18 protein-coding genes are annotated in these 20,302 nt (G+C 60.8%); 7 read left to right on the forward strand and 11 right to left on the reverse strand.

Annotated features, from left to right (window positions below; all coding sequences use genetic code 11):
• Window positions 1-8 precede the first annotated feature (8 nt).
• The 4 genes from LA321_RS01060 to nrdD form a co-directional block, all read right to left on the reverse strand.
• A complete protein-coding gene (locus tag LA321_RS01060) occupies window positions 9-401 on the reverse strand; it encodes an energy transducer TonB (protein ID WP_042073092.1) in 393 nt (130 codons plus the stop codon).
• Window positions 402-568: 167 nt separating this feature from the next.
• On the reverse strand, window positions 569-739 hold the full coding sequence (locus LA321_RS01065; protein ID WP_010673454.1) for a YqaE/Pmp3 family membrane protein: 171 nt from the start codon (window positions 737-739) through the stop codon (window positions 569-571).
• Between the two features lie 64 nt (window positions 740-803).
• Window positions 804-1,313, reverse strand: coding sequence for an anaerobic ribonucleoside-triphosphate reductase-activating protein (gene nrdG / locus LA321_RS01070; protein WP_042073093.1), 510 nt, complete (start codon window positions 1,311-1,313; stop codon window positions 804-806).
• 99 nt (window positions 1,314-1,412) lie between these two features.
• The gene (gene nrdD / locus LA321_RS01075) at window positions 1,413-3,530 is read right to left on the reverse strand and encodes an anaerobic ribonucleoside-triphosphate reductase (protein WP_042073096.1); all 2,118 of its coding nucleotides are present in this window, start codon (window positions 3,528-3,530) and stop codon (window positions 1,413-1,415) included.
• A gap of 446 nt (window positions 3,531-3,976) precedes the next feature.
• Between nrdD and LA321_RS01080 the strand changes: the two genes are divergently transcribed.
• Entirely contained in the window at window positions 3,977-4,951 is a 975-nt protein-coding gene (locus LA321_RS01080; RefSeq protein ID WP_042073098.1) for an ABC transporter substrate-binding protein, read from the forward strand.
• Between the two features lie 63 nt (window positions 4,952-5,014).
• On the opposite strand, the gene ligA is transcribed toward LA321_RS01080, so the two are convergent.
• The 3 genes from ligA to LA321_RS01095 all read right to left on the reverse strand — a co-directional run bounded on the left by ligA (window position 5,015) and on the right by LA321_RS01095 (window position 11,626).
• On the reverse strand, window positions 5,015-7,021 hold the full coding sequence (ligA, locus tag LA321_RS01085) for an NAD-dependent DNA ligase LigA (RefSeq protein ID WP_042073099.1): 2,007 nt from the start codon (window positions 7,019-7,021) through the stop codon (window positions 5,015-5,017).
• A 99-nt stretch (window positions 7,022-7,120) separates the two neighbouring features.
• Window positions 7,121-8,236, reverse strand: coding sequence for a cell division protein ZipA (zipA, locus tag LA321_RS01090; protein WP_042073101.1), 1,116 nt, complete (start codon window positions 8,234-8,236; stop codon window positions 7,121-7,123).
• A gap of 15 nt (window positions 8,237-8,251) precedes the next feature.
• Window positions 8,252-11,626, reverse strand: a complete 3,375-nt coding sequence (locus LA321_RS01095; protein WP_042073102.1) for an AAA family ATPase — start codon at window positions 11,624-11,626, stop codon at window positions 8,252-8,254.
• Window positions 11,627-11,840: 214 nt separating this feature from the next.
• Between LA321_RS01095 and cysZ the strand changes: the two genes are divergently transcribed.
• Both cysZ and LA321_RS01105 read left to right on the forward strand, forming a co-directional pair.
• Entirely contained in the window at window positions 11,841-12,605 is a 765-nt protein-coding gene (gene cysZ / locus LA321_RS01100) for a sulfate transporter CysZ (RefSeq protein ID WP_042073105.1), read from the forward strand.
• Window positions 12,606-12,757: 152 nt separating this feature from the next.
• Window positions 12,758-13,372, forward strand: coding sequence for a trimeric intracellular cation channel family protein (locus LA321_RS01105; protein WP_042073106.1), 615 nt, complete (start codon window positions 12,758-12,760; stop codon window positions 13,370-13,372).
• Window positions 13,373-13,457: 85 nt separating this feature from the next.
• On the opposite strand, the gene LA321_RS01110 is transcribed toward LA321_RS01105, so the two are convergent.
• From LA321_RS01110 to LA321_RS01125, 4 genes are all read right to left on the reverse strand, one after another.
• Window positions 13,458-13,709 carry a lipoprotein gene (locus LA321_RS01110; RefSeq protein ID WP_026458071.1) on the reverse strand — a complete coding sequence of 84 codons (252 nt, stop codon included), beginning with the start codon at window positions 13,707-13,709 and terminating at the stop codon, window positions 13,458-13,460.
• A 47-nt stretch (window positions 13,710-13,756) separates the two neighbouring features.
• A complete protein-coding gene (locus LA321_RS01115) occupies window positions 13,757-14,302 on the reverse strand; it encodes a DUF882 domain-containing protein (protein ID WP_042027856.1) in 546 nt (181 codons plus the stop codon).
• A gap of 150 nt (window positions 14,303-14,452) precedes the next feature.
• Window positions 14,453-15,937: a L,D-transpeptidase family protein gene (locus LA321_RS01120; protein WP_042073108.1), complete on the reverse strand. Its 1,485-nt coding sequence runs from the start codon at window positions 15,935-15,937 to the stop codon at window positions 14,453-14,455.
• A 72-nt stretch (window positions 15,938-16,009) separates the two neighbouring features.
• On the reverse strand, window positions 16,010-16,786 hold the full coding sequence (locus LA321_RS01125; protein WP_042073109.1) for a substrate-binding periplasmic protein: 777 nt from the start codon (window positions 16,784-16,786) through the stop codon (window positions 16,010-16,012).
• Window positions 16,787-17,123: 337 nt separating this feature from the next.
• Here LA321_RS01125 and LA321_RS01130 point away from each other — a divergent pair, with 337 nt between their 5' ends.
• From LA321_RS01130 to LA321_RS01145, 4 genes are read left to right on the forward strand one after another with little or no spacing between them, the layout of a single operon-like run.
• The gene (locus LA321_RS01130) at window positions 17,124-17,669 is read left to right on the forward strand and encodes a hypothetical protein (protein WP_026456915.1); all 546 of its coding nucleotides are present in this window, start codon (window positions 17,124-17,126) and stop codon (window positions 17,667-17,669) included.
• A gap of 55 nt (window positions 17,670-17,724) precedes the next feature.
• On the forward strand, window positions 17,725-18,741 hold the full coding sequence (locus tag LA321_RS01135) for a glycosyltransferase family 2 protein (protein ID WP_042073110.1): 1,017 nt from the start codon (window positions 17,725-17,727) through the stop codon (window positions 18,739-18,741).
• Window positions 18,738-19,109 carry a GtrA family protein gene (locus LA321_RS01140; protein ID WP_026456917.1) on the forward strand — a complete coding sequence of 124 codons (372 nt, stop codon included), beginning with the start codon at window positions 18,738-18,740 and terminating at the stop codon, window positions 19,107-19,109. Before LA321_RS01135 ends, LA321_RS01140 begins: the two co-directional genes overlap by 4 nt.
• The gene (locus LA321_RS01145; protein WP_042073111.1) at window positions 19,109-20,269 is read left to right on the forward strand and encodes a membrane protein; all 1,161 of its coding nucleotides are present in this window, start codon (window positions 19,109-19,111) and stop codon (window positions 20,267-20,269) included. The genes LA321_RS01140 and LA321_RS01145 overlap by 1 nt, the downstream gene beginning before the upstream one ends.
• Window positions 20,270-20,302 lie beyond the last annotated feature (33 nt).

The following is a 20,302-nucleotide window of genomic DNA, read 5'->3' on the forward strand; positions in this document are numbered from 1 at the left end:
CGCTCGGGTCAATTGACCTCGATGTTGAAACGGTTGGTCACCTGCACCGGAATGGCGTCCGGATTGTCCTCTGCCGGGCTGTAGCGGATCCGCGAGAGAGTCGCCAGGGCGCTCTGCTCCAGCTCGCCGGGCGGCTCGGCCGCCACCACCTCGGGTTTGGTCGGCCTGCCATCCTCATCAATCACATAACGCACGTCCACATAGCCCTTGACCGGTTTGGTGGGCAGCGCTTCTTCATCGCTGGCAAACCATGAACGCTGGTTCTGTTGTATCCAGTATTGCGGCAGTTGTGCCAGCGTCACAGCGACAGGCTCACGGTCGACCACCGCCACCTCGCGGGACAGGCACCCTTGCAGCAGTGCCAGCATTACCCCTGACCAGATTGCCATCTTCCACTTCATACCACGCTCCTTGTTCTCTCTGCCGGGCCTGCAAGCCATCGGGCTTCTCCATTTGGTCAGTGATGAATCCTAACGAAAAAGCTGTCGGCTGAACATGTACAAAAGGGCCAACCCGTGAGGTTGGCCCTTCTTTTTCAACAATTGAGCGGGATGACGAGGGAAGATGGTCAGGCACGCTTGTCGCTCACCACCAGCCAGAGCGCGTGAACCATGCCGGGCAAGCCGCCGAGCAGGGTCAGCACTATGTTGATTAAGAAATGCAGGCTGAAGCCGACCTGGATAAAGGCGCACACAGGGGGCAGGAAAATGGCCAGCAGGATCTTGAGCAGATTGTTCATCTCGCAATGCCTCATCAAAGATTGTCACGATACTTGGGTGGCCTAACCATAAACAGCATTGGCCTCAACTGCAAACCAGACAGGGAATGTGCTCACCCCCTTCCCGCCAGGAGTTGAGATCGTGGATCTGCTGATTGCTGCTGCCGCGCCAGAGCAGACCGGGGTCCGCCAGCCCCTTTTCGAACTTGCCATCCACCAGCACGTCCAGCAAGCAAACCAGCTCACTCTGGGCCGGGCTGAGCTCTGCCAGCAGATAGCCGGTCCAGCACCAGATGTCCTTGCCGGGACACTCGGCACGCACCCGCTTCACCAGCGCCAGCACGTGGGGCACGTTGGCCGGATGGAGCGGATCACCGCCGGAGAGCGACAGACCCCGCCGCTTGATGCGGGTGTCGTTGAGATCCGCAATGATGCGATCGCTCATGGCCTGATCGAACGGGTGGCCACCGTCGAGGCGCCAGGTGCTCTGGTTGTAGCAGCCGGGGCACTGGTGTTCGCAGCCCGACACAAACAGGGTGGCTCGGGTGCCGGGGCCGTTGATCACGTCGACCGGGTAGTACTGGTGGTAGTGCATCGCTTCTCTCCTGCCTCGCTCGTGCAACGACAGAGACCTGTCGCCGCCCAATGAAAATGGCCCCTTGAGTCAGGGGCCAGCTCTTCATCACGATTGCGCTTACATATGCTTGACGCGGCGCTTGACCTCTTCCTGCTTGCCCGCGTTGAAGGGGCGCGCATCCGGACTGCCGAGGTAGCCGCAGACACGGCGGGTCACCGACACCTTGGCCGGGTCGTGGTTGCCGCAGCGCGGGCAGGTGAAGCCCTTGGAGGTGCACTCGAACTCGCCGGTGAAGCCGCACTCGTAGCACTCGTCGATGGGAGTGTTGGTGCCGTAGTAGGGCACCTTGTCATAGCTGTAGTCCCAGACGTTCTCGAGCGCTTCCAGGTTGTGCTGGATATTGGGGTACTCGCCGTAGCAGATGAAACCGCCGCTGGCGATGGGCGGATAGGGCGCCTCGAAGTCCAGCTTGTCATAGGGGTTCACCTGCTTCTCCACGTCGAGGTGGAAGCTGTTGGTGTAGTAACCCTTGTCGGTCACCCCCGGCACCACACCAAACTCCTTGGCGTCGATGCGGCAGAAGCGGGAGCAGAGGTTCTCGCTCGGGGTGGAGTAGAGGCTGAAACCGTATCCGGTCTCCTCCTTCCACTCGTCGGTGGCGGCCTTGAGACGCTCGACGATGGCGATGGCCTTCTGTTGCAGCTCGTCATTGTCGAACAGATGCACCTTGTCGCCAAACAGGGCATTGATGGTCTCGTGGATCCCGATATAGCCGAGGGAAATGGAGGCGCGACCATTCTTGAAGATCTCGCTGACGTTGTCGTCCGCTTTCAGACGTACCCCGCAAGCCCCTTCCATATAGAGGATGGGCGCAACCCGCGCCTTGACGCCATCCAGACGCTTGATGCGGTACATGAGCGCCTTCTTGGCGACCCGCAGGGCGGCATCCAGCTTGTCCCAGAAGTCCGCCTCATCGCGGGATTTGAGGGCGATGCGCGGCAGGTTGAGGCTCACTACCCCCAGGTTGTTGCGCCCCTCATGAATGAGCTCGCCATTCTCCTCGTAGGCACCGAGGAAGGAGCGGCAGCCCATGGGAGTCTTGAAGGAGCCGGTCACCTTGACCACCTGGTCGTAATTGAGGATATCCGGGTACATGCGCTTGGAGGCGCACTCCAGGGCCAACTGCTTGATGTCGTAGTTGGGATCGCCCTGCTTGTGGTTGAGGCCATCCTTGATGGCGAACACCAGTTTCGGAAACACGGCGGTCTTCTTGTTCTTGCCAAGGCCGGCGATGCGGTTTTGCAGGATGGCGCGCTGGATCATCCGCGACTCCCAGCTCTCGCCCAGGCCAAAGCCGAAGGTGACGAACGGGGTCTGGCCATTGGCGGTATGCAGGGTGTTCACCTCGTATTCGAGGGACTGGAAGGCGTCGTAGCACTCCTTCTCGGTGCGGGCCATGGCATAGCCCTCGGCGTCAGCAATGCCCCACTCCTCGGCCACCTGGCGATTCTTCTCCCAGCTGATGGTCACATAGGGTGCCAGCACTTCATCGATGCGGTTGATGGTAGTGCCACCATAGATGTGGCTCGCTACCTGGGCGATGATTTGAGCTGTCACCGCGGTGGCAGTGCTGATGGATTTGGGGGTATCGATCTCGGCGTTGCCCATCTTGAAGCCGTGGGTCAGCATCCCCTTCAGGTCGATCAACATGCAGTTGAACATGGGGAAGAAGGGAGAGTAGTCGAGATCGTGGAAGTGCAGATCGCCGCTCTCGTGCGCCTGAACCACATCACGGGGCAGCATGTGGCTGGTGGCGTAGTGCTTGGCGACGATGCCCGCCAGCAGGTCGCGCTGGGTCGGGATCACCTTGGAATCCTTGTTGGCGTTCTCGTTGAGCAGGGCCGCGTTGGTCTGCTCCACCAGGCCGCGGATCTCCTGGGCCAGACGGCCGCGGGCCTCGCGGGCCAGATCCCGATCGTGACGATATTCGATGTAGGCGCGGGCGATGGCCTTGTCGTCGGAAGCCATCAGATGGTTTTCGACCCGGTTCTGGATCTCGTGGATATCAACTTCACCACGCCCCTCCAGTTCCTGGCTGACCGCATTGGCAATGCGCTCCGCCAGGGCAGGATTGGCCTGATTGACCGCTTCCGCCGCTCGACTGACCGCTTCGCCGATCAGTTGGGCATTGAATGGTGCGCGACATCCGTCACGTTTGATCACAACCGGTTTCATGGATTTTCCCCGTTAAAAGGCCAGGCACAGTGCCGATGGCTCACCCTTGTTGAGCTCCCCTCCCCGCATCTCGTCCTGGACGCAAACAAATTCAGCCGAGGCTTGACAAGCCAGGGCTGAAGATAGAAAGGGAACAGCTTATACACAGCTTAATAACACAACATATAGGGATTAAAATCGAATGCAGACCTATATGTGGGGTCTATTAGGCCCGAAAGCCGACCATCATTTATTGATCCAGAACAGGTTTTGCCATTGGCGGGACAGATCACAACCAGCCAAAAAGAGCGCCAAACAGACCTCTTCTCAATGGGGATGCGGGCTGGCGTCCGATCCGGCCTCATCAGAAAATTTGATGCCTGCGCCAGCATGCGACACATGACAACCCGCCCCCTGCCCCCGCATACTGGCAAGACACACATCACATACAAAAAACGGGAAACTGCATGCTCAAATCCCTGATGCTGGCTCTGCTTTGCACCCTGCCGTTTCCCCTGTGGGCGGCCCATATTCTGGTGATCAGCAGTTATCACGCCGGCTATTCATGGGATCAGAGCTACAACGAGGGGCTACGTGAAGGCCTCAAGGGTGATCACACCTTCAGCCACTTCTACATGGATACCAAACGCCACCCCGCCAGCAATTACGACGAGGTAGCCGACAGGGCCCTCGCCTACTACCACAAGGTCAAACCGGATCTGGTGGTATTGGGAGACGACATCGCCATCCAGTATCTGGCCAACGATATCGCGTCCTTCGGCACCCCTGTGGTCTTTCTCGGGATGAACGAGAACCCCCGCAACAACGGACTGGTCGGTCACGTCAAGATCACCGGGGTACTGGAGCGCCCCTTGCTCAAGCGCAGCATCAGCGAGATGAGCCAGCTGATGGGCGGCCTTGGTAAAGCCCTGGTGCTGTTTGATGCCAGTCATGTGGCACGCACCGCCATCGAGTACGAATTCAAGCAGCAGACCAGCCTGCGCATCGGCCGTACCCTGATCGACAGTCAGCAGATAGGGGACTACGCCAGTTGGCAGAAGGCAATTCTCGATGCCAGGAAAAATGGTTACCAGGCCATCTTCATCGGCCTCTACCACACCCTGGCGGACCCCAACGGCCAGCATGTCAACGAGCAGACTGCGCTGGCCTGGGCCAGTGCTCACAGCCCGGTTCCCCTGTTCAGTTTCTGGGAATTTTCGGTGGGCAAGGGCAAGAGCATCGGCGGTCTGGTGCTGGATGGCCACGAGCAGGGGATCAAGGCCGCCGAACTGATCAACACCATACTGGCCGGTACCTTCCCCCGACGCTTATCCCCCAGGGCCGCGCTGCGCGGGGAGTATGTCTTCAGCAAGTACGAACTGGCCCGCTGGGGCCTGACCCTGCCAGAAAGATGGCAAAACAAGGTCCAATGGCGTGACTAATCCCCCAAAATGAAAACTCGGCCTGATGGCCGGGTTTTCATGATGGAACGACGTACCCAATGGTCAGCCCTGCAGCGCCGCCTGCAACTCCTCTTCGGTCCAGATAGTGATGCCGAGTTCCTGAGCCTTGGCCAGTTTGGAGCCCGCCGCTTCACCGGCGACCAGCACGTCCGTCTTGGCCGACACCGACCCCGCCACCTTGGCGCCAAGCGCCTGCAGCGCCGCCTTGGCGTCATTGCGCGACAGGGTAGTGAGGGTACCGGTCAGCACGAAGGTCTTGCCGGCAAAGGGCTGCTCCGCGGCCTCCTTCTTCTCGATGGCGGGCCAATGGATACCGGCGGCCAGCAGGGCCTCCAGCACTTCCACGTTGTGGGGCTGGCGCAGGAAGTAGTAGACATGCTTGGCCACCACGTCCCCCACATCCGCCACCTCGAGCAGCTGCTCGACCGAGGCGGCGCGCAATGCCTCCAAGGTCAGGAAATGGTTGGCCAGGTTCAGCGCGGTCGCCTCCCCCACTTCGCGGATACCGAGGGAAAACAGGAAGCGCGGTAGCGTGGTGCTGCGCGCCTTGTCGATGGCGGCCACCAGATTGAGGGCAGACTTTTGCCCCATCCGCTCGAGCCCGGCCAGCTGGATGGCGTTGAGGGCAAACAGATCGGCCGGAGTCTTCACCAGCCCCTTGTCCACCAGCTGCTCGACAATCTTGTCGCCAAGGCCGTCCACGTCCATGGCACGGCGGGCGGCAAAGTGCTTGATCGCCTCCTTGCGCTGGGCTTCGCAAAACAGTCCGCCAGAGCAGCGGGCCACAGCCTCCCCTTCCAGCCGCTCCACCGCGGAGCCGCACACCGGGCACTGGGTCGGGAACAGGATCGCGCGGGCATCCGCCGGGCGCTGCGCCTCCACCACGGCGACAATCTGCGGGATCACATCCCCCGCCCGGCGCACGATCACGGTATCGCCGACCATGACGCCGAGCCGCTCGATCTCGTCGGCATTGTGCAAAGTAGCGTTGGAGACTGTCACACCGCCGACAAACACCGGTTTGAGCTTGGCCACCGGGGTCACGGCGCCGGTGCGACCAACCTGGAACTCGACGTTCTCGAGGAGCGTCATCTCCTCCTGCGCCGGGAATTTGTGGGCGGTGGCCCAGCGCGGGGCTCGGGCCACAAAGCCCAGCTCCTGTTGCAGGGCAATGTTGTCGACCTTGTAGACCACGCCATCAATCTCGTAAGGGAGCTCGCCACGGCGGGCCAGGATGTCGTCGTGGAAGGCCTGACAACCGGCCGCCCCTTCCTTGAGTTTCACCTCGGGACTGAGCGGCAGTCCCCAGGTTTTCAGCTGATTGAGGCGGCCGAAGTGGGAATCCCCCAGCTCGTCGCCACCGACCCCGACACCGTAGGCATAAAAGGCTAGCGGACGGGCGGCGGTGATACGCGAATCGAGCTGGCGCAGGCTGCCGGCGGCGGCGTTGCGCGGGTTGACGAACACCTTCTCGCCCGCCGCCAGCGCCCTGGCATTCATCGCCTCGAAACCGGCCTTGGGCATAAAGACTTCGCCACGTACCTCCAGCCTTGCCGGCCAGCCCGTGCCCCGCAGGGTGAGCGGAATGGCCTTGATGGTGCGCACGTTTTCGGTGATCTCCTCACCGGTGGTGCCATCCCCCCGGGTGGCGGCCTGCACCAACTGGCCATCCACATAGAGCAGACTCACCGCCAGACCGTCCAGCTTGGGCTCGCAGCAGAAGGTGAAGCAAACCTCGCGCTTGAGGCGATCGCTCATGCGCTGCTCGAACGCCTGCAGCTCTTCACTGCTGAACACGTTGTCCAGGCTCAGCATGGGGATCTCGTGGCGCACCTGCTTGAACGCAGACAGCGGCTGACCCCCTACCCGCACGCTCGGGGATGCCGGGGTTTTCAGTTCGGGATGGGCCGCTTCCAGCTCAAGCAGCTCGCGCATCAGGCGATCGTATTCGGCGTCCGGGACTGTGGGGTTGTCCAGCACATAGTACTGATGCCCATATTCGGTCAGCAGCTCACACAGTTGACGGTGGCGGGAGAGGATATCGCTCATGAAAAAGTCTCGAAGTGTGATGGGTAAAACCTGCCAGGGGACAAATAAAAATGCGGCACCCAGGTACCGCACTTTTTATTGCTCAGAGCCCGTGGCGTCTTAGTCGCGACTGGCCTCGTAGGCCGCCAGTTCCTGGCGGTAACGGGCGATGGTCTCGTCGCTCAGGGGGCTGCGCTCCATGTCGGTCAGCATGGCATCCAGATCGCTTGCCAGCTGATCGGCGGCCTGCAGCATGTCTTCGAAGGCGAAGGCCGCGTTGCTGCGCAGGGGCAGCTGCATGAAGAGCGACACACCCGGGGTGGAGAACTGCTCCATCCGGTACGGATTGAAGGTGCCCGGCTTGACCATGTTGATCATGGAGAAGAGCACCTCGCCCTTGCCGTTGGGATCTTCGTGGCGGTGGAAGATATCCATCTCGCCAAACTTGAAGCCCAGCGCCATCAGGGAGGAGAGCAGGGTCGCCCCTTGCAGATCGTGACCCGGACGACCCATCAGGTTGATGACGTAAACATCCTGCCAGATTTTCTCGACCGGCTGCGGGGCGAGACGCGGCTCTTCGGCCACGGGCGCTTCATAGGCCGGCTCCTCATGCACGGGCTCGGGGGCCACATGACGGGACTGGGCCTGGTATTCGGGGGCATGAGCCGGTTCGCGGGCACCGAAGGTCGGTGCGGTGGCGTAAGCGGGCTCGACCAGCGGTTCATCGTCGGCCACCGGCATCACGGGTTCACGCTGGGGACGGGAACGGTAAACCGGAGTACGGCGATTGACCTGGGCAGGCTTGCGCACGGGGGCGGCAGGCACCTCTTCCAGCGGCTCTGGCAGCGGCTCGTCGAAGGCTTCCTCTTCCTCGTAAACCGGAGGGGGCGGAACCGGACGGGCGGCAGGCTTGCGCACGACGGGGGGCGGCAGATCGTCTTCTTCATCTTCATCGAAGGCAGGGGCGGCAGGACGACGGCTCAATTCGGGCTGACGCTCTTCGCGGTGGAGCTTGGGCTCGGCACGACGGCCACCACTGACTACACGAACCTGACCTATGCCATCGCTGTCGAAGGCATCGTCATCACGATCCCGCGATTTGGAGTCCATCCGGCCAAGCGGTTTTTCCTTGATCGGTGCCTGACGATTCTTTCTGTTGCTCCACAACCCGTGAATGAGCAATGCCGCGATGGCAATACCGCCCAGGGCAACCAAGATGTAACGCAATTCCTGCATTAGCTGCTTCTCTTTCTAGTTTTGCTCAGCCAAAGCGACGGCTTCACCGATATCGACCGACACAATGCGCGAAACTCCGGGCTCTTGCATCGTGACGCCAACCAGCTGCTCAGCCATCTCCATGGAGACCTTATTATGACTGATGTAAACGAACTGTACTGTGCTCGACATCTCTTTGACAAGAGAACAGAAGCGACCGACGTTCACTTCATCGAGCGGTGCATCCACCTCATCCAGCAGACAAAAAGGTGCTGGATTGAGTCTGAAGATGGCAAAAACCAGCGCAAGGGCGGTTAGCGCCTTCTCCCCCCCGGAAAGCAGGGCAATGGTAGCATTCTTCTTACCCGGAGGTCTCGCCATGATGCTCACTCCGGCCTCCAAAAGATCATCCGAGGTCAGTTCAAGCCAGGCACTGCCTCCCCCGAACACTTTTGGAAACAGGGATTTTAAATCTTCGTTGACCTTATCGAAAGTGTCCCGGAAGCGTATTTGTGTCTCTTTATCAATTCTTTTAATGGCTTGGCTCAAGGTTTCGAGGGCCTGCTCGAGATCCTGACACTGGTTTTCGAGGTAGGTTGCGCGGGTTTTCGCCTCCTCATACTCCTCCAGCGCCGCCAGGTTGATGGCGCCGAGCGCTTCCACTTGCGCCTCCAGGGTCTGGATCTCCTGGCGCAGTTTGCCGCGATCGGCGGCAATCAACACCGCCTGATCGAGATCCACCAGCCGCACGCCCAGCTCTTCGAACTGTTCGTGCAGTCCCTGGCGGCGGGTCAGGTTGCGCTCGCGCTCGAGCCTGAGCTGGGCCAACTTCTCCTGCAAGGCCACCAGCTGCTTGTGATCGGCACTGCGCGCCTGTTCCAGCTCGGTCAGCTGACGCTCCAGCTCCGCAAGCCGCTGATGACAGGCCAGCTGCTGCGCCTCCAGATTGCGCTGCTCGGCGAGCAGGGGAGCGAGATCCGGTACTCCTTCGCTATCCGGCCCTTTCAGGCTGGCCAGCTCCAGCCCGAGCCGTGCCAGCTCTTCCTCCCCCAGGGTGATCAGCTGACGCAGATTCTGCTGCTCCAGTTGCAGACGCTGGCAGACCCCCCCTTGCTGCTCGCGCCGCACACGCGCCTCTTCCAGCATTCGCTCGCATTGGCTGACTCGCTCCTGGGTGGCCTGCAGCCCTTGGGTAAGCGGCTCGCCCTGCTCCTGCAACTCGGCAAGCTGCGCCTCCTCCTGCGCCAGTTGCTGGCAGGCAAGCTCCAGCCGCTGCGCCTCGTCGGCCTGCTCCTGGTCAAGCCGGGCAAGCTCTTCACCCAGCTGGCCGAGCCGCTGCATTCGCTCCTGCCGTTGCCCCTGTTGCAGGCTCCACGTTTCCCGCAGTTGCTGCCACTTTTGCTCTTGCTCGCGCAGGGTTCGCTGCGACAGCTCCTGCGCGCTCGACAGCCGGGCTCGTCCGGCCTTGGCCGCGGTTAACTGCTCGGCCAGCCGCGCCAGATGCGCCATGGCCGTGCTTTGCTCGGTATGCAACCGCTCACGCTCGCCGAGCAGCGCCAAGGTGCCCAGGGTGCTGCCCTGCCCCAGATCGGCCCAGTTGGGGCCAAACCAATCTCCGGCAGGAGTCAGCACCGACTCACCGGCCAGCAGCGTTGGCTGGCGGGCCAGGGCCGCGTCCCGCGTATCGGCCAGCCAGATGGCGTTGAGAAAGGCGGGAATATGGTCACCATCGAGTTGCGCCGCCAGAGTGCCGGAAACAACGGGCCGAACAGGACCTATCCAGAGCCCATCTTGTGCCAGATTGCACTCATCGGACGGGGTGGCCGTGAGCCAGCGCCCGAGCACCTTGTCCAGGGCCTGGGCCCACTCGGGGGCTACCTGCAACCGGTCTGCCAGGGTGTCCCCTTCCATCTGCTCCCCGAGGATCTGATCCAGGGTGGTCAGCCTGGCTTCGAGTTCGCGCAGCAAGCCCTGCTGCTGGCCATGCTCCTGCCTGAGCCGCTCATGTTCATCCACCGCCTGTTGCAGTTGTGCGGTCAGCTCCCCCAATCCGGCCCGGGTCAGCTCCAGCTCGGCGCCCAGCTCGTCGAGACGGAGTTGCAGCGTCTCATCATCCCCCTTGATGGGACCGGCGCGCTCATCTTCCAGCTTGAGCCGCGCCAGCCGGGTCTTGGCTTGCAACTCCTGCAGGCCTCCGACCCGGGCGCGAGTCTGGTTGATCTGCCCCTGCAGTTGCGCCAGTTGTTGTTGCCACAGTTGTTGCCGCTGACGAGCCTGCTCCAGTTGTTCGCTGGCGATAAGCCGCGCCTCCTGCTGCTCGGTGAGCAACTGCTCACACTGCTCCAGCCTGGCATCCTCCAGCTCGGCTTTGAGTACCCCGTCGGTCAGTTGTTCCTGCTGGCTGGCGAGCTGGGCCTTGCGCTGGACGATCCGCTCCCCCAGCATCTGCTGGCGGGCCTGCCAGTCGCGGCCCAATTCGTGCTGGTGAAGTTGCTGCTGCTCGAGACGGGCGATGGCCTGGCCGCCGAGAAAAATCTGCTGCTGGCGGCTAGCCTGCTCGGCCTGGGCCTCCTGGCGGGCCACCGACAGAGTGACGTGGCGCCCCTCGTCGGTAGTGCGCTTGGCATCGAGCGCCGCCAGCGCCTGCTCGGCCTGGGCCAGCTCGCTTTTCGCCTCGCCAAGGCGGGTCTCCAGCGCCCACAGCTCGGAGCCAATCAGCTCGGCACGGGCGGCGCGCGAGCGGCTCTTGAGCTGCTTGTAACGCTCGGCAGTCTCGGCCTGGGACTTCAAGTGCTCAAGGCGGGATCCCAGCTCGCCGCGAATATCACCGAGGCGTTCAAGGTTTTCCTGGGTGTGGCGGATACGCTGCTCGGTTTCCCGGCGCCGCTCCTTGTAGCGGGAGACCCCGGCCGCCTCTTCCATAAAGAGTTTGAGGTCGGCAGGGCGCGATTCCACCAGCCGGCTGACGGTGCCCTGCTCTATGATGGCGTAACTGCGCGGCCCAAGACCCGTGCCGAGGAAGAGATCGGTGACATCCTTGCGACGGCACTTCTGGCCGTTGATCTGGTAGTGGTTGGAGCCGTCGCGCAGCACCTCGCGGCGTACCGAAATCTCGGTGAAGCGGCCGAACTCGCCGGGCACCCGGTTGTGGGGATTGTCGAACACCAGCTCCACCGAGGCACGGCCATGGGGGCTGCGGTTGATGGAGCCGTTGAAGATGACGTCCGTCATGTTCTCGCCGCGCAGGTGGCGGGCCGAGCTCTCTCCCAGCACCCAGCGCACCGCGTCGATCACATTGGACTTGCCGCAGCCATTGGGCCCGACCACGGCGGTCATGTCGGCATCAAGCTCGATACGGGTCGGTTCGACAAACGACTTGAAACCGGCGAGTTTGATCAACTTCAGACGCATGGAGGCCTACACAAATAAAAAATAAAGAGGGGGCGAGCAGCCGACGTTACCAAATCCAAACCGGAGCCTGGTTTGTCACAGGCAGGCGGCTTCCCCGCAACAACATCCGGAGCCCGGCTGAACCGGGTCGGAAAAGGAATGGACTGGCGACTTTACCAAATCAAAGGCTTGTTTGTAATATGCAGGCACTTTCCCATGAACAGATGGAGCTCATATGAGCCAATCACCCCGTATGGTAAAAGATTCAATCAGCGGCGCCGATTACTTCCTGCGCGGCTTTTCTCTCATCCGCCAACCCGGTATCCGCACCTTCGTCCTGATCCCCCTGCTGGTCAACTTCGTGCTGTTTGCCGGTGCCTTCTACGCCCTGCTGCTGCAGCTGGACGGTCTGTTCGCCTGGCTGCACCAGCAGATCCCCGCCTGGCTCGACTGGCTGGACTATCTGCTCTGGCCCATCGCCCTGGTGACCATACTGGTGGTCTTCTCCTTTGTGTTCAGCTCGGTGGCAAACTGGATAGCCGCCCCCTTCAACGGCCTGCTGGCGGAGAAGGTGGAGCAGACCCTCACCGGCGAGACCCCGAACGACAGCGGCATGCTGGATATCGTCAAGGATGTGCCACGTACCTTCGGCCGTGAGTGGATCAAGCTGAAGTACTACCTGCCCAAGGCGATCGGTTGTCTCATCCTGTTCCTCATCCCCGTGGTCGGCCAGACCCTGGCTCCCGTGCTCTGGTTCCTGTTCAGTGCCTGGATGATGGCGATCCAGTACGTCGACTATCCGTTCGACAACCACAAGATCGATTTCATCACCATGCGCGACGCTCTCAAGCAACGCCGCGGCAAGTGCCTGAGCTTCGGTGCCCTGGTCACCCTCTTCTCCGCCATCCCGGTGGTGAACCTGTTCGTGATGCCGGTCGCCATCTGTGGCGCGACCGCCATGTGGGTCGATCACTACCGCCAGGAACAGCTTGGCCGCTGATCCCCAAACCTGATGCAACCAAGGCACCCAAGGGTGCCTTTTTCTTTTTCGCCCCATTTCGCATGAATTAAAGTAATGGATGGTTTGCTTTCCTTGTCCCATATGTCGCGACTTGATAGGATGCAGCCCTGAATCGCACCCTGGGATAACTCATGTTACATGCTCTCTTCTTGCTCGGCCTGGTGGCCGAAGGGATGACCGGCGCGCTGGCAGCGGGTCGGCGGCGGATGGATCTGTTTGGCGTAGTGATCATCGCGTCTGCGACGGCCATCGGGGGGGGCACCATCCGCGATGTGCTGCTGGGCCACTATCCCCTGCTCTGGGTTGAGCATCCGGAATATGTGCTGTTGGTGGCAGGCGCCGCCATGGCGGGAGTTATCTCTGCACCGCTGATGCGCTACCTCGGCAAGCTGTTTATGGCGCTGGATGCGCTGGGGCTGGTGGTCTTCTCCATCTTCGGTGCAGCCAGGGCTCTGGATATGGGCCATGGTGCCGGCATCGCCTGCATCATGGCGGTGGTGACCGGGGTGTTTGGCGGTGTGCTCAGGGATCTGCTCTGCCAGCGCATTCCGCTGGTGTTTCGTCGCGAACTCTATGCCGCCATCTCGCTGGTGACAGCCGCCCTCTACTGCTTTGCCCTGGAGCAGGGCCTGCCCAACGACTGGGCCGCGTTCGGGTCTATCGGTGTCGGTTTTGTGTTGCGCCTGCTGGCGGTACGTTTCAAGTGGGGACTCCCCACCTTCAACTACCAGTACGCAACCCACTGATTACGCCAGCTTCTGGCAAAGCCGCTTAAATTCAGAACACAAAAAAGCGCCCTCGGGCGCTTTTTTGTCATGGCAGACTCAGGTGTCAGTTGATCCCTTCCGAGCTGAAGAAGGTTGCCTTGTCAGCGATGAAGCGGATCTTGATGTTCTTGCCTTCTCCGCCCCAGACGCAGCTGGTGGTGCCCAGCGCATCGTCACACCGCTCCGCCTTGCCAAGGATTTCACTGGCCTGCGCGTACGTCATGCCCATCTTCAACTTGTCGTAATTGTCGCGGTTGAGTTTGCTGCAACCGGTCAGCAAGAGGGCGACCAGAGCGCCAATCATTATCTGTTTCATCGTTATCTCCTCACTGGAGCGACGATCTTGTCAGCTTGTTGATACATTTACCAGCTACGAACCGGGCCGGTATCGAGATGGACAAAGTTGTCATGGGGATAATAACCGACCCCGCCGACCCCCAGATTGAGCGCGGCCTTGCGCAGGTGGGCCAGTTGCACCCCGGGGATCCGCACATCCACCGCCTGCCCCAGGGTGTGATAGCTCTGCTTGGCCACACCGCGGCTCTTGCTGCGCTTCTGGCGATTGGTGGCCGGTGAACGATAGCCGGAAATGAGCTGGATCTCGCTGCGCCGCCCCAGTTTTTGCTGCAACAGATAGAGTTGATCGAATAACCGCCTGTCGATATTGAACACTTCGTTGCGACGGTAATCCCGCAGTATGTGGTTAAGCTCGGCCAGCCCGTCGCTCAGGTAATGGCCATTCTCCCAGTAACTGGCGCGCACCCGCTCGCCGGTGTTGAGATTGAAAAAGCTCAGTTCACGCCCGGCCGTACTGCGGCTTGCCAGCGCCGGGAGGGGGAGCAGGGCGCCCCCCAGCAGACAACCGGCTCCCAACAGCAGACGACGTCGACTTATCTCTTGTTCCAGCATAAGGAGTTGATCCATCGCTCATTGATGCAAAACGGGTAAGTAAATGTGACAAAGACGCTTGAAACTACCCGTGTGCGGGGGACTATGTCAAACCGCAAGGCCCCATGAAAAAGCCCGACCGGGGTCGGGCTTTTCACACTGTGGCAGGGATCACAACAAACGGCTCTGGAAGCTGACTCGATCAAATCCGTAAATATCGTTGCGCAGTTGCTGGCGCCCGGTCTCGTCGACCCAGCTGCTCCAGTAGACGGTAAACACCGGGATCGGGGAGGTCAGCGGCAGCCACTTGGTCTGGGACTGCTTCAGGATGCTGGCGACCTTGTCCGGCTGATAGCGGGAGTCCGCCAGCAACAGTTCAGCCAGATCGTCGGCATGTTCCACCCGGATGCAACCCGAGCTGAAGGCCCGCGCCCCCTGCTCGAACAGCCCCTTGCGGGGGGTGGAGTGCAGATAGATGGCATCGTTGTTGGGCAGGTAGAACTTGTAGCGCCCCAGGGCGTTGTGATCCCCCGGCTTTTGCCGCAGGCGGTAAGGGAAGCCTGAAGCCAGCGCCTGATGCCACTCCTCTTCGGTGAACTGCACCGGATTGCCTTCACCGTCGACCACCTCGAACTGCTCACGGCTCAGGTAGGCGGGATCCCGCCCGAGTTTGGGCAGAATATCCTTGCTCAGAATGGATCGCGGCACATGCCAGGCCGGGTTGAGCACGATGGATCGGATCTCGCTGGCCAGGATGGGGGTCGCCCGCTGCTCCTTGCCGACGATCACCCGGCTGGTAAACACCTCGCTACCTGACTCCACCACGCTCAGGCGGTAATCGGGGATATTGACCAGTACATAACGGGGCTTGGCGAGCTGATCCACCAGATCGCGACGCCACAGGTTGCGCAGCAGCAAGCTGGCGCGCACCTCGGGGCCGGTATTGAGCCAGGTACGGGTCTGACGGCCTATGATGCCGTCGGCGGTGAGGCCATGACGGCGCTGGAATGCCTTGATGGCCTGCTCGGTCTCGGCATCATAAACGGCATCCTGATGCAGGGGGGCGACATCCCCCAGCTCGTTCAGCATGGCGCGGATCGTCCCGAGCTCGGCGGAGGTTTCACCGGCACGCAGGGTAGGAATGTCGAGGGAAGGCCACTTGCGAGCCATCGGCATGGCCAGCAACTTGCGTACTTTTTCCCGCACAGCCTCATACTCGGCGACCTGCGGACGCAGCTCCCTGACTTGAGTCAGCAGATCATCAGTCGTCGGAGTCAGGTTGATTGGCTGATTGAGATCCAGTTTGAGGGTCTTCATCTGCTCGCGGGAGACCAGATCCATCCCCCGCCAGGCGTGCTGGAAGCGAGTGAGCTTGGTAAAGACCTCGTCATAAATGGCGCCACGCTGGGAGGCGGGTGTGGCATTCAAACGCTTCCACAATGCAAAGAAATCCGGATGCAAACGGGCCAGCACAGCCTCTTGCAACTGCTGTTCCAGCTCGGCCCGGGCCAGTTCGGCCTGGGGACCCTGATACCAGTCATGCCGGGTTTCACCGACAGCCACCACGATGGGCGTCTCTGCAGCCTGTGCCACAGTCGCGGGCAGACAGCCCAGCCACACCAGATTGGCCAGAGCCAGCCAATACTTCATCCCCATGGATACCTCAAAAACGATTTGTTTACTCTGCCCGACCCTGCGGTCGGGTTGCTCATGATGCGCGAATGGCTATCACTTTGCCAGTTCCGGCGACACATAACGTCGCCAGATGGCGTCATACTCGCTCGTCACCTTGAAGGCGGCCAGCTCCTGATTGAAACGCGCAATAAAGTCCGGAGAAAAACGCTTTTTGCTGAAAAGAAAGAAGGTGGGCAACTCATGCACCGGCTTGCCATGAGGGACTATCTGGCCAGCCAGCCCTTGCTCCTTGAGCCCCCAGGGGGTGGCCAGCATGTCACCGAGGAAACCATCGATCCGCCCGAGCACCAGCTTGCCGTAGTTCTGCTCATCGTTGACCGTACTCACCTGGGCGCCATGGTAAGCCAGCAGGGACATCACCTCGTCACCATAGAAGTAATCTTTGGTCACCCCGAGTTTGTGGCCACTGACCAGCCAGCTCGCCAGCTCCTGCTCGTGATAATGCTGCCCCTTGCGTATCCACAGGAGCGTGCGTCCCGGGTTGTAGGTATCGGAGAAATAGCCGTAGCGGGCCCGGTCTTCGTTGAAATAGACCTCCATCGCCATATCCAGCTTGCCGAGCTCAATCTCGTGCAGCACCCGCTTCCAGGGCAGTTCCACATAATTGGCCTGGCAGCCCATGCGGGCCAGCACGCCGTTGAGCGTCTCGACGGCAAATCCATGCACCTGCTGGCGTGCATCTCCGTCGTCGTAGTAGTGATAGGGGGGCCAGTTGTCAAAACCGACCCGAAGTGGAGCCGGGCAGAGGCTGGCGGCAAATGCCTGCGGCATCCAGCAGCAAAGCAGCAAACAGTAGGCAGTCCATTTCATATGTCGTCCTTGACAAACAGATGGGTCATCATAAAACGGCCTCGCCAAAATGGCGATAGCACTCCTATGACGATCTATATGTGCAGGAAGCTGACGCAGCAAGCTATCGGCTCGTATTTCTTCCCAGACCGACGCCCCACTTGCCGTCAGCACTTCTTGCCGTCCGAGCGGCAGATTACCGAGTCCTGCCTTTTGAACGCCCGGGGTTGGGCACAGGGAGTGAAGGGGTTAATATGTGAACAAATATTTTTTTGTGATCCACTATGCTTTTTTTGCAATTGGATTAGCATATGCGCGAAATCGGCCTACCTATTTTTTGTCAGGCGTAGAGAGTGATATGACGTACAAAAAGTTTGGTTTTCTAACTGCAATCCTGGCGTTGAGCGGTTTTTATCTCTACACCCTCTATCTGGCCGCTCACCCCAACGTGAGCCTGGCCTACCGGCTCTATTACCTGGAGGGCAAGACCCGCTTCTGGGAGCACAACTCCAGCATGACCTATCAGCCGGGCAACGAGCTCAATCTGACCAAACCAAGCCGTTTTCTCTCCAGTGAAGGCTGGGCCAAGAAACCCGGCGCCGAGGGCACCCAGCTTAGCGGTCAGGGTGGCCTCTATTTCGTGTTGCCCAAGCAGGCAGCCAACCCCGATGAGCTGACCGTGCATGCCCGCATCAACAGCCCGCAAGCCGGCGCCCTGCTGAAGGTGGCCCTGGGCAACAACTTCACCACCACGGTGAAGCTGGCGAAAGCGGGTATCAACGAGATCCGCCTCAGCCTGCCGGGCAATTCACTGACGGCAGACCCTAAACACCCCAACTTTCTGGCCCTGTCGGCACCGACTCCCATCAATGTGCAGTCGGTACGCATGACCCTTGCCCAGTGAGCCTTGCCCCGCGCACGGTTTGATAAAAGCAACTATCCAAAATAAGGACGTTCTTATGTCGTATCCAGATTTTCGACTCTCTCTGGTCGTTCCCGTATACAACGAGGAAGAGAGCATCGATGCCTTCATCAATGCGATAGACAACGAACTGGCCCCGCTGAAAGACCAGCTTGAAATTGTATTCGTCAACGACGGCAGCCGTGACCGCACCCGTGAAGTGGTCGAGCAGGCCATCGCTCGCGATCCCCGCGTAACCCTGGTCAACCTGGCCCGCAACTTCGGCAAGGAGGCGGCCCTCACCGCCGGTCTGCACCAGGCCAAAGGGGATGCCATAGTCCCGATGGACGTGGATCTGCAGGATCCCCCCGCCCTCATTCTCGAGTTCGTCAAGCTGTGGCAGACCGGCGACTATGACACCGTCTACGGCATCCGGGTGGATCGCAGTGCCGACACTCCGATGAAACGTGTCACCGCCGGTGGCTTCTACCGCTTCTTCAACGCCCTCTCCACCAGCACCAAGCTGCCGGAAAACGCTGGCGATTTTCGCCTGATCGACCGCCGCGTGGTGGAGGCGATCAAACAGTTGCCGGAGCGCAACCGCTTCATGAAGGGACTGTTTGCCTGGGCCGGTTTTCGCGCCGTTGGCGTTCCCTACGAGCGTCCTGCCCGCCACGCGGGTGAGACCAAGTTCAACTACTGGAAGCTGTGGAACTTCGCCCTCGACGGTCTGCTGAGCTTCTCCAGCTGGCCGCTGCGCGTCTGGAGCTATGTGGGTGTCGGTGTCTCCTTCGTCGCCTTCCTCTATCTCATCAAGATCATCACCCAGGTGGTCTTCTTCGGCATTGACGTCCCCGGTTATGCGTCCCTCATGTCCGTGGTGCTGTTCCTCGGTGGTATCCAGCTGCTGTCGCTCGGCATCATTGGCGAGTACATCGGTCGCATGTTCGTGGAAGTGAAGCAGCGCCCCGTCTACCTCATCGAAGGGGTCTACGGCCAGTATGCCCGGCAGGAGGCCCAGCAAGGGCAGGATGCCAATCCCGAAGCTGACAAGCAGGAGCAGGCGTCCCAATGATCTCCCGCGAGGAATTCTGGCGGCTGGTACGGTTCGGTTTTGTCGGCGGGGGCGCGACCCTCGTCGATCTCGGCACCTCGTTCGCGCTGTTTCACACCTGGCCCACCATCTCCGAGCATCTGGTCACGACGTTGGCGTTTGCCATCGCGTTCTGGTTCTCCTTTTTCGGCCATCGTTACATCACCTTCCAGAAGCAGGGTGCCGCCAGCAAGTTTCTGCTGGTCGCCCTCTTCTCGCTGGCGGTACGTAACCTCATTCTGAGCGGCCTGCTGTTTGCAGGGCTCTCCGGTCTGTTGCCCGTGGTGATCGCCACGCTGACCGTGACCGTGCTGACCTATCTCCTCTCTCGCGTCTGGGTGTTTGCCTGATGAATGACATGACCACCATGGCCCCCGCGCAGGCGGGCCCCTATCGTCCATCACTGCGGATCAGCGGCCGTGACTGGCTGATGATCATCGCCGCCTTCGTGCTGAGCCGGGTAGCTCTCTATGGCATGGGCTACTTCGGGGTCCAGCTCTACGGCGCCACCGATATCGGTCCGCTGCAGGCCTATTGCCAGTTCGACTGCGTCTGGTTCCAGCGCATCATCGAAAACGGCTACGACCTCTACCCGCGCTGGCTCAGCAAGGGCAATGCAGCCAACTGGGCTTTCATGCCCCTCTATCCCATGCTGGCCGGCTCCCTCTCCAGCCTGCTCAACGTAGAGAGCCTGATCGGCCTGATGCTGGTGGCCAACATCGGCTTCTTCGCCAGCATGCCGCTGATGCTGCTGGTGCTGCGTCAACTCAAGCTGGGTGACGAGACCGCCCGCTTCGGTGTCTGGCTGCTCGCCTTCTCCCCCTTCTCTGCCTATTTCGTCTCCGGCTACACCGAATCGATGTTCATGGCGCTGATGCTGGGAATGTTCCTGTTCGCCTATCGGGAGCAGTGGCTGATGGTGGCGGCGCTCGGGGTCTGTATCTCGGCCACCCGCAACCTGGGGGTCATGATGGTGTTCCCCGTGCTGATCCTGGCGCTGCAAGCCTACGGCTGGCGCGAGTTCTTCCGCTTCACCGAGCGCGCCTTCAAGGTGGTATTCACTCTCTGGCTGATCCCGTTCGGCCTGTTCGCCTATATGCTCTACCTCTATCACCTCACCGGGGATGCGTTTGCCTTCAAGCACATTCAGGTGGCCTGGGGCCGTTCCATGGACAGCCCGCTGGACTGGTGGCTGAGCGGTTTCGAGCTCGGCGGTCGCAAAGCTTACCTCTCCATCATGGTGATCTTCGGCTGGTGCCTGAATGCCTATCTGTTCAGCCAGAAGCGCTGGGCCGAGGCGACCCTGATGTTCATCTGCTGCACCATACCGCTGATGACGGGGCTCAACGCCATGCCGCGCTACATGTTCGGCCTCTACCCGACCCTGCTGGCCATCATACTGATGACCCATCGCTGGCCGGCCATTCGTCCAGCAGTGCTCTGCATCAGCGGCATGGTAGCCTCCTTCATCGCTGTCGCCTTCGTCAACTTCAAGTTCTTTACCGTCTGACGACACCACAGCCTGACAATGCCGGTCCCTGGA

This window comes from Aeromonas enteropelogenes (genome assembly GCF_020097295.1).
Lineage (GTDB): Bacteria > Pseudomonadota > Gammaproteobacteria > Enterobacterales > Aeromonadaceae > Aeromonas > Aeromonas enteropelogenes.

What these genes read in the sequence shown, in the direction of transcription:
- LA321_RS01060 (WP_042073092.1), bottom strand. Translation starts at nt 401, where the DNA reads ATGAAGTGGAAGATGGCAATCTGGTCAGGGGTAATGCTGGCACTGCTG.
- LA321_RS01065 (WP_010673454.1), bottom strand. Translation starts at nt 739, where the DNA reads ATGAACAATCTGCTCAAGATCCTGCTGGCCATTTTCCTGCCCCCTGTG.
- nrdG (WP_042073093.1), bottom strand. Translation starts at nt 1,313, where the DNA reads ATGCACTACCACCAGTACTACCCGGTCGACGTGATCAACGGCCCCGGC.
- nrdD (WP_042073096.1), bottom strand. Translation starts at nt 3,530, where the DNA reads ATGAAACCGGTTGTGATCAAACGTGACGGATGTCGCGCACCATTCAAT.
- LA321_RS01080 (WP_042073098.1), top strand. Translation starts at nt 3,977, where the DNA reads ATGCTCAAATCCCTGATGCTGGCTCTGCTTTGCACCCTGCCGTTTCCC.
- ligA (WP_042073099.1), bottom strand. Translation starts at nt 7,021, where the DNA reads ATGAGCGATATCCTCTCCCGCCACCGTCAACTGTGTGAGCTGCTGACC.
- zipA (WP_042073101.1), bottom strand. Translation starts at nt 8,236, where the DNA reads ATGCAGGAATTGCGTTACATCTTGGTTGCCCTGGGCGGTATTGCCATC.
- LA321_RS01095 (WP_042073102.1), bottom strand. Translation starts at nt 11,626, where the DNA reads ATGCGTCTGAAGTTGATCAAACTCGCCGGTTTCAAGTCGTTTGTCGAA.
- cysZ (WP_042073105.1), top strand. Translation starts at nt 11,841, where the DNA reads ATGAGCCAATCACCCCGTATGGTAAAAGATTCAATCAGCGGCGCCGAT.
- LA321_RS01105 (WP_042073106.1), top strand. Translation starts at nt 12,758, where the DNA reads ATGTTACATGCTCTCTTCTTGCTCGGCCTGGTGGCCGAAGGGATGACC.
- LA321_RS01110 (WP_026458071.1), bottom strand. Translation starts at nt 13,709, where the DNA reads ATGAAACAGATAATGATTGGCGCTCTGGTCGCCCTCTTGCTGACCGGT.
- LA321_RS01115 (WP_042027856.1), bottom strand. Translation starts at nt 14,302, where the DNA reads ATGCTGGAACAAGAGATAAGTCGACGTCGTCTGCTGTTGGGAGCCGGT.
- LA321_RS01120 (WP_042073108.1), bottom strand. Translation starts at nt 15,937, where the DNA reads ATGGGGATGAAGTATTGGCTGGCTCTGGCCAATCTGGTGTGGCTGGGC.
- LA321_RS01125 (WP_042073109.1), bottom strand. Translation starts at nt 16,786, where the DNA reads ATGAAATGGACTGCCTACTGTTTGCTGCTTTGCTGCTGGATGCCGCAG.
- LA321_RS01130 (WP_026456915.1), top strand. Translation starts at nt 17,124, where the DNA reads ATGACGTACAAAAAGTTTGGTTTTCTAACTGCAATCCTGGCGTTGAGC.
- LA321_RS01135 (WP_042073110.1), top strand. Translation starts at nt 17,725, where the DNA reads ATGTCGTATCCAGATTTTCGACTCTCTCTGGTCGTTCCCGTATACAAC.
- LA321_RS01140 (WP_026456917.1), top strand. Translation starts at nt 18,738, where the DNA reads ATGATCTCCCGCGAGGAATTCTGGCGGCTGGTACGGTTCGGTTTTGTC.
- LA321_RS01145 (WP_042073111.1), top strand. Translation starts at nt 19,109, where the DNA reads ATGAATGACATGACCACCATGGCCCCCGCGCAGGCGGGCCCCTATCGT.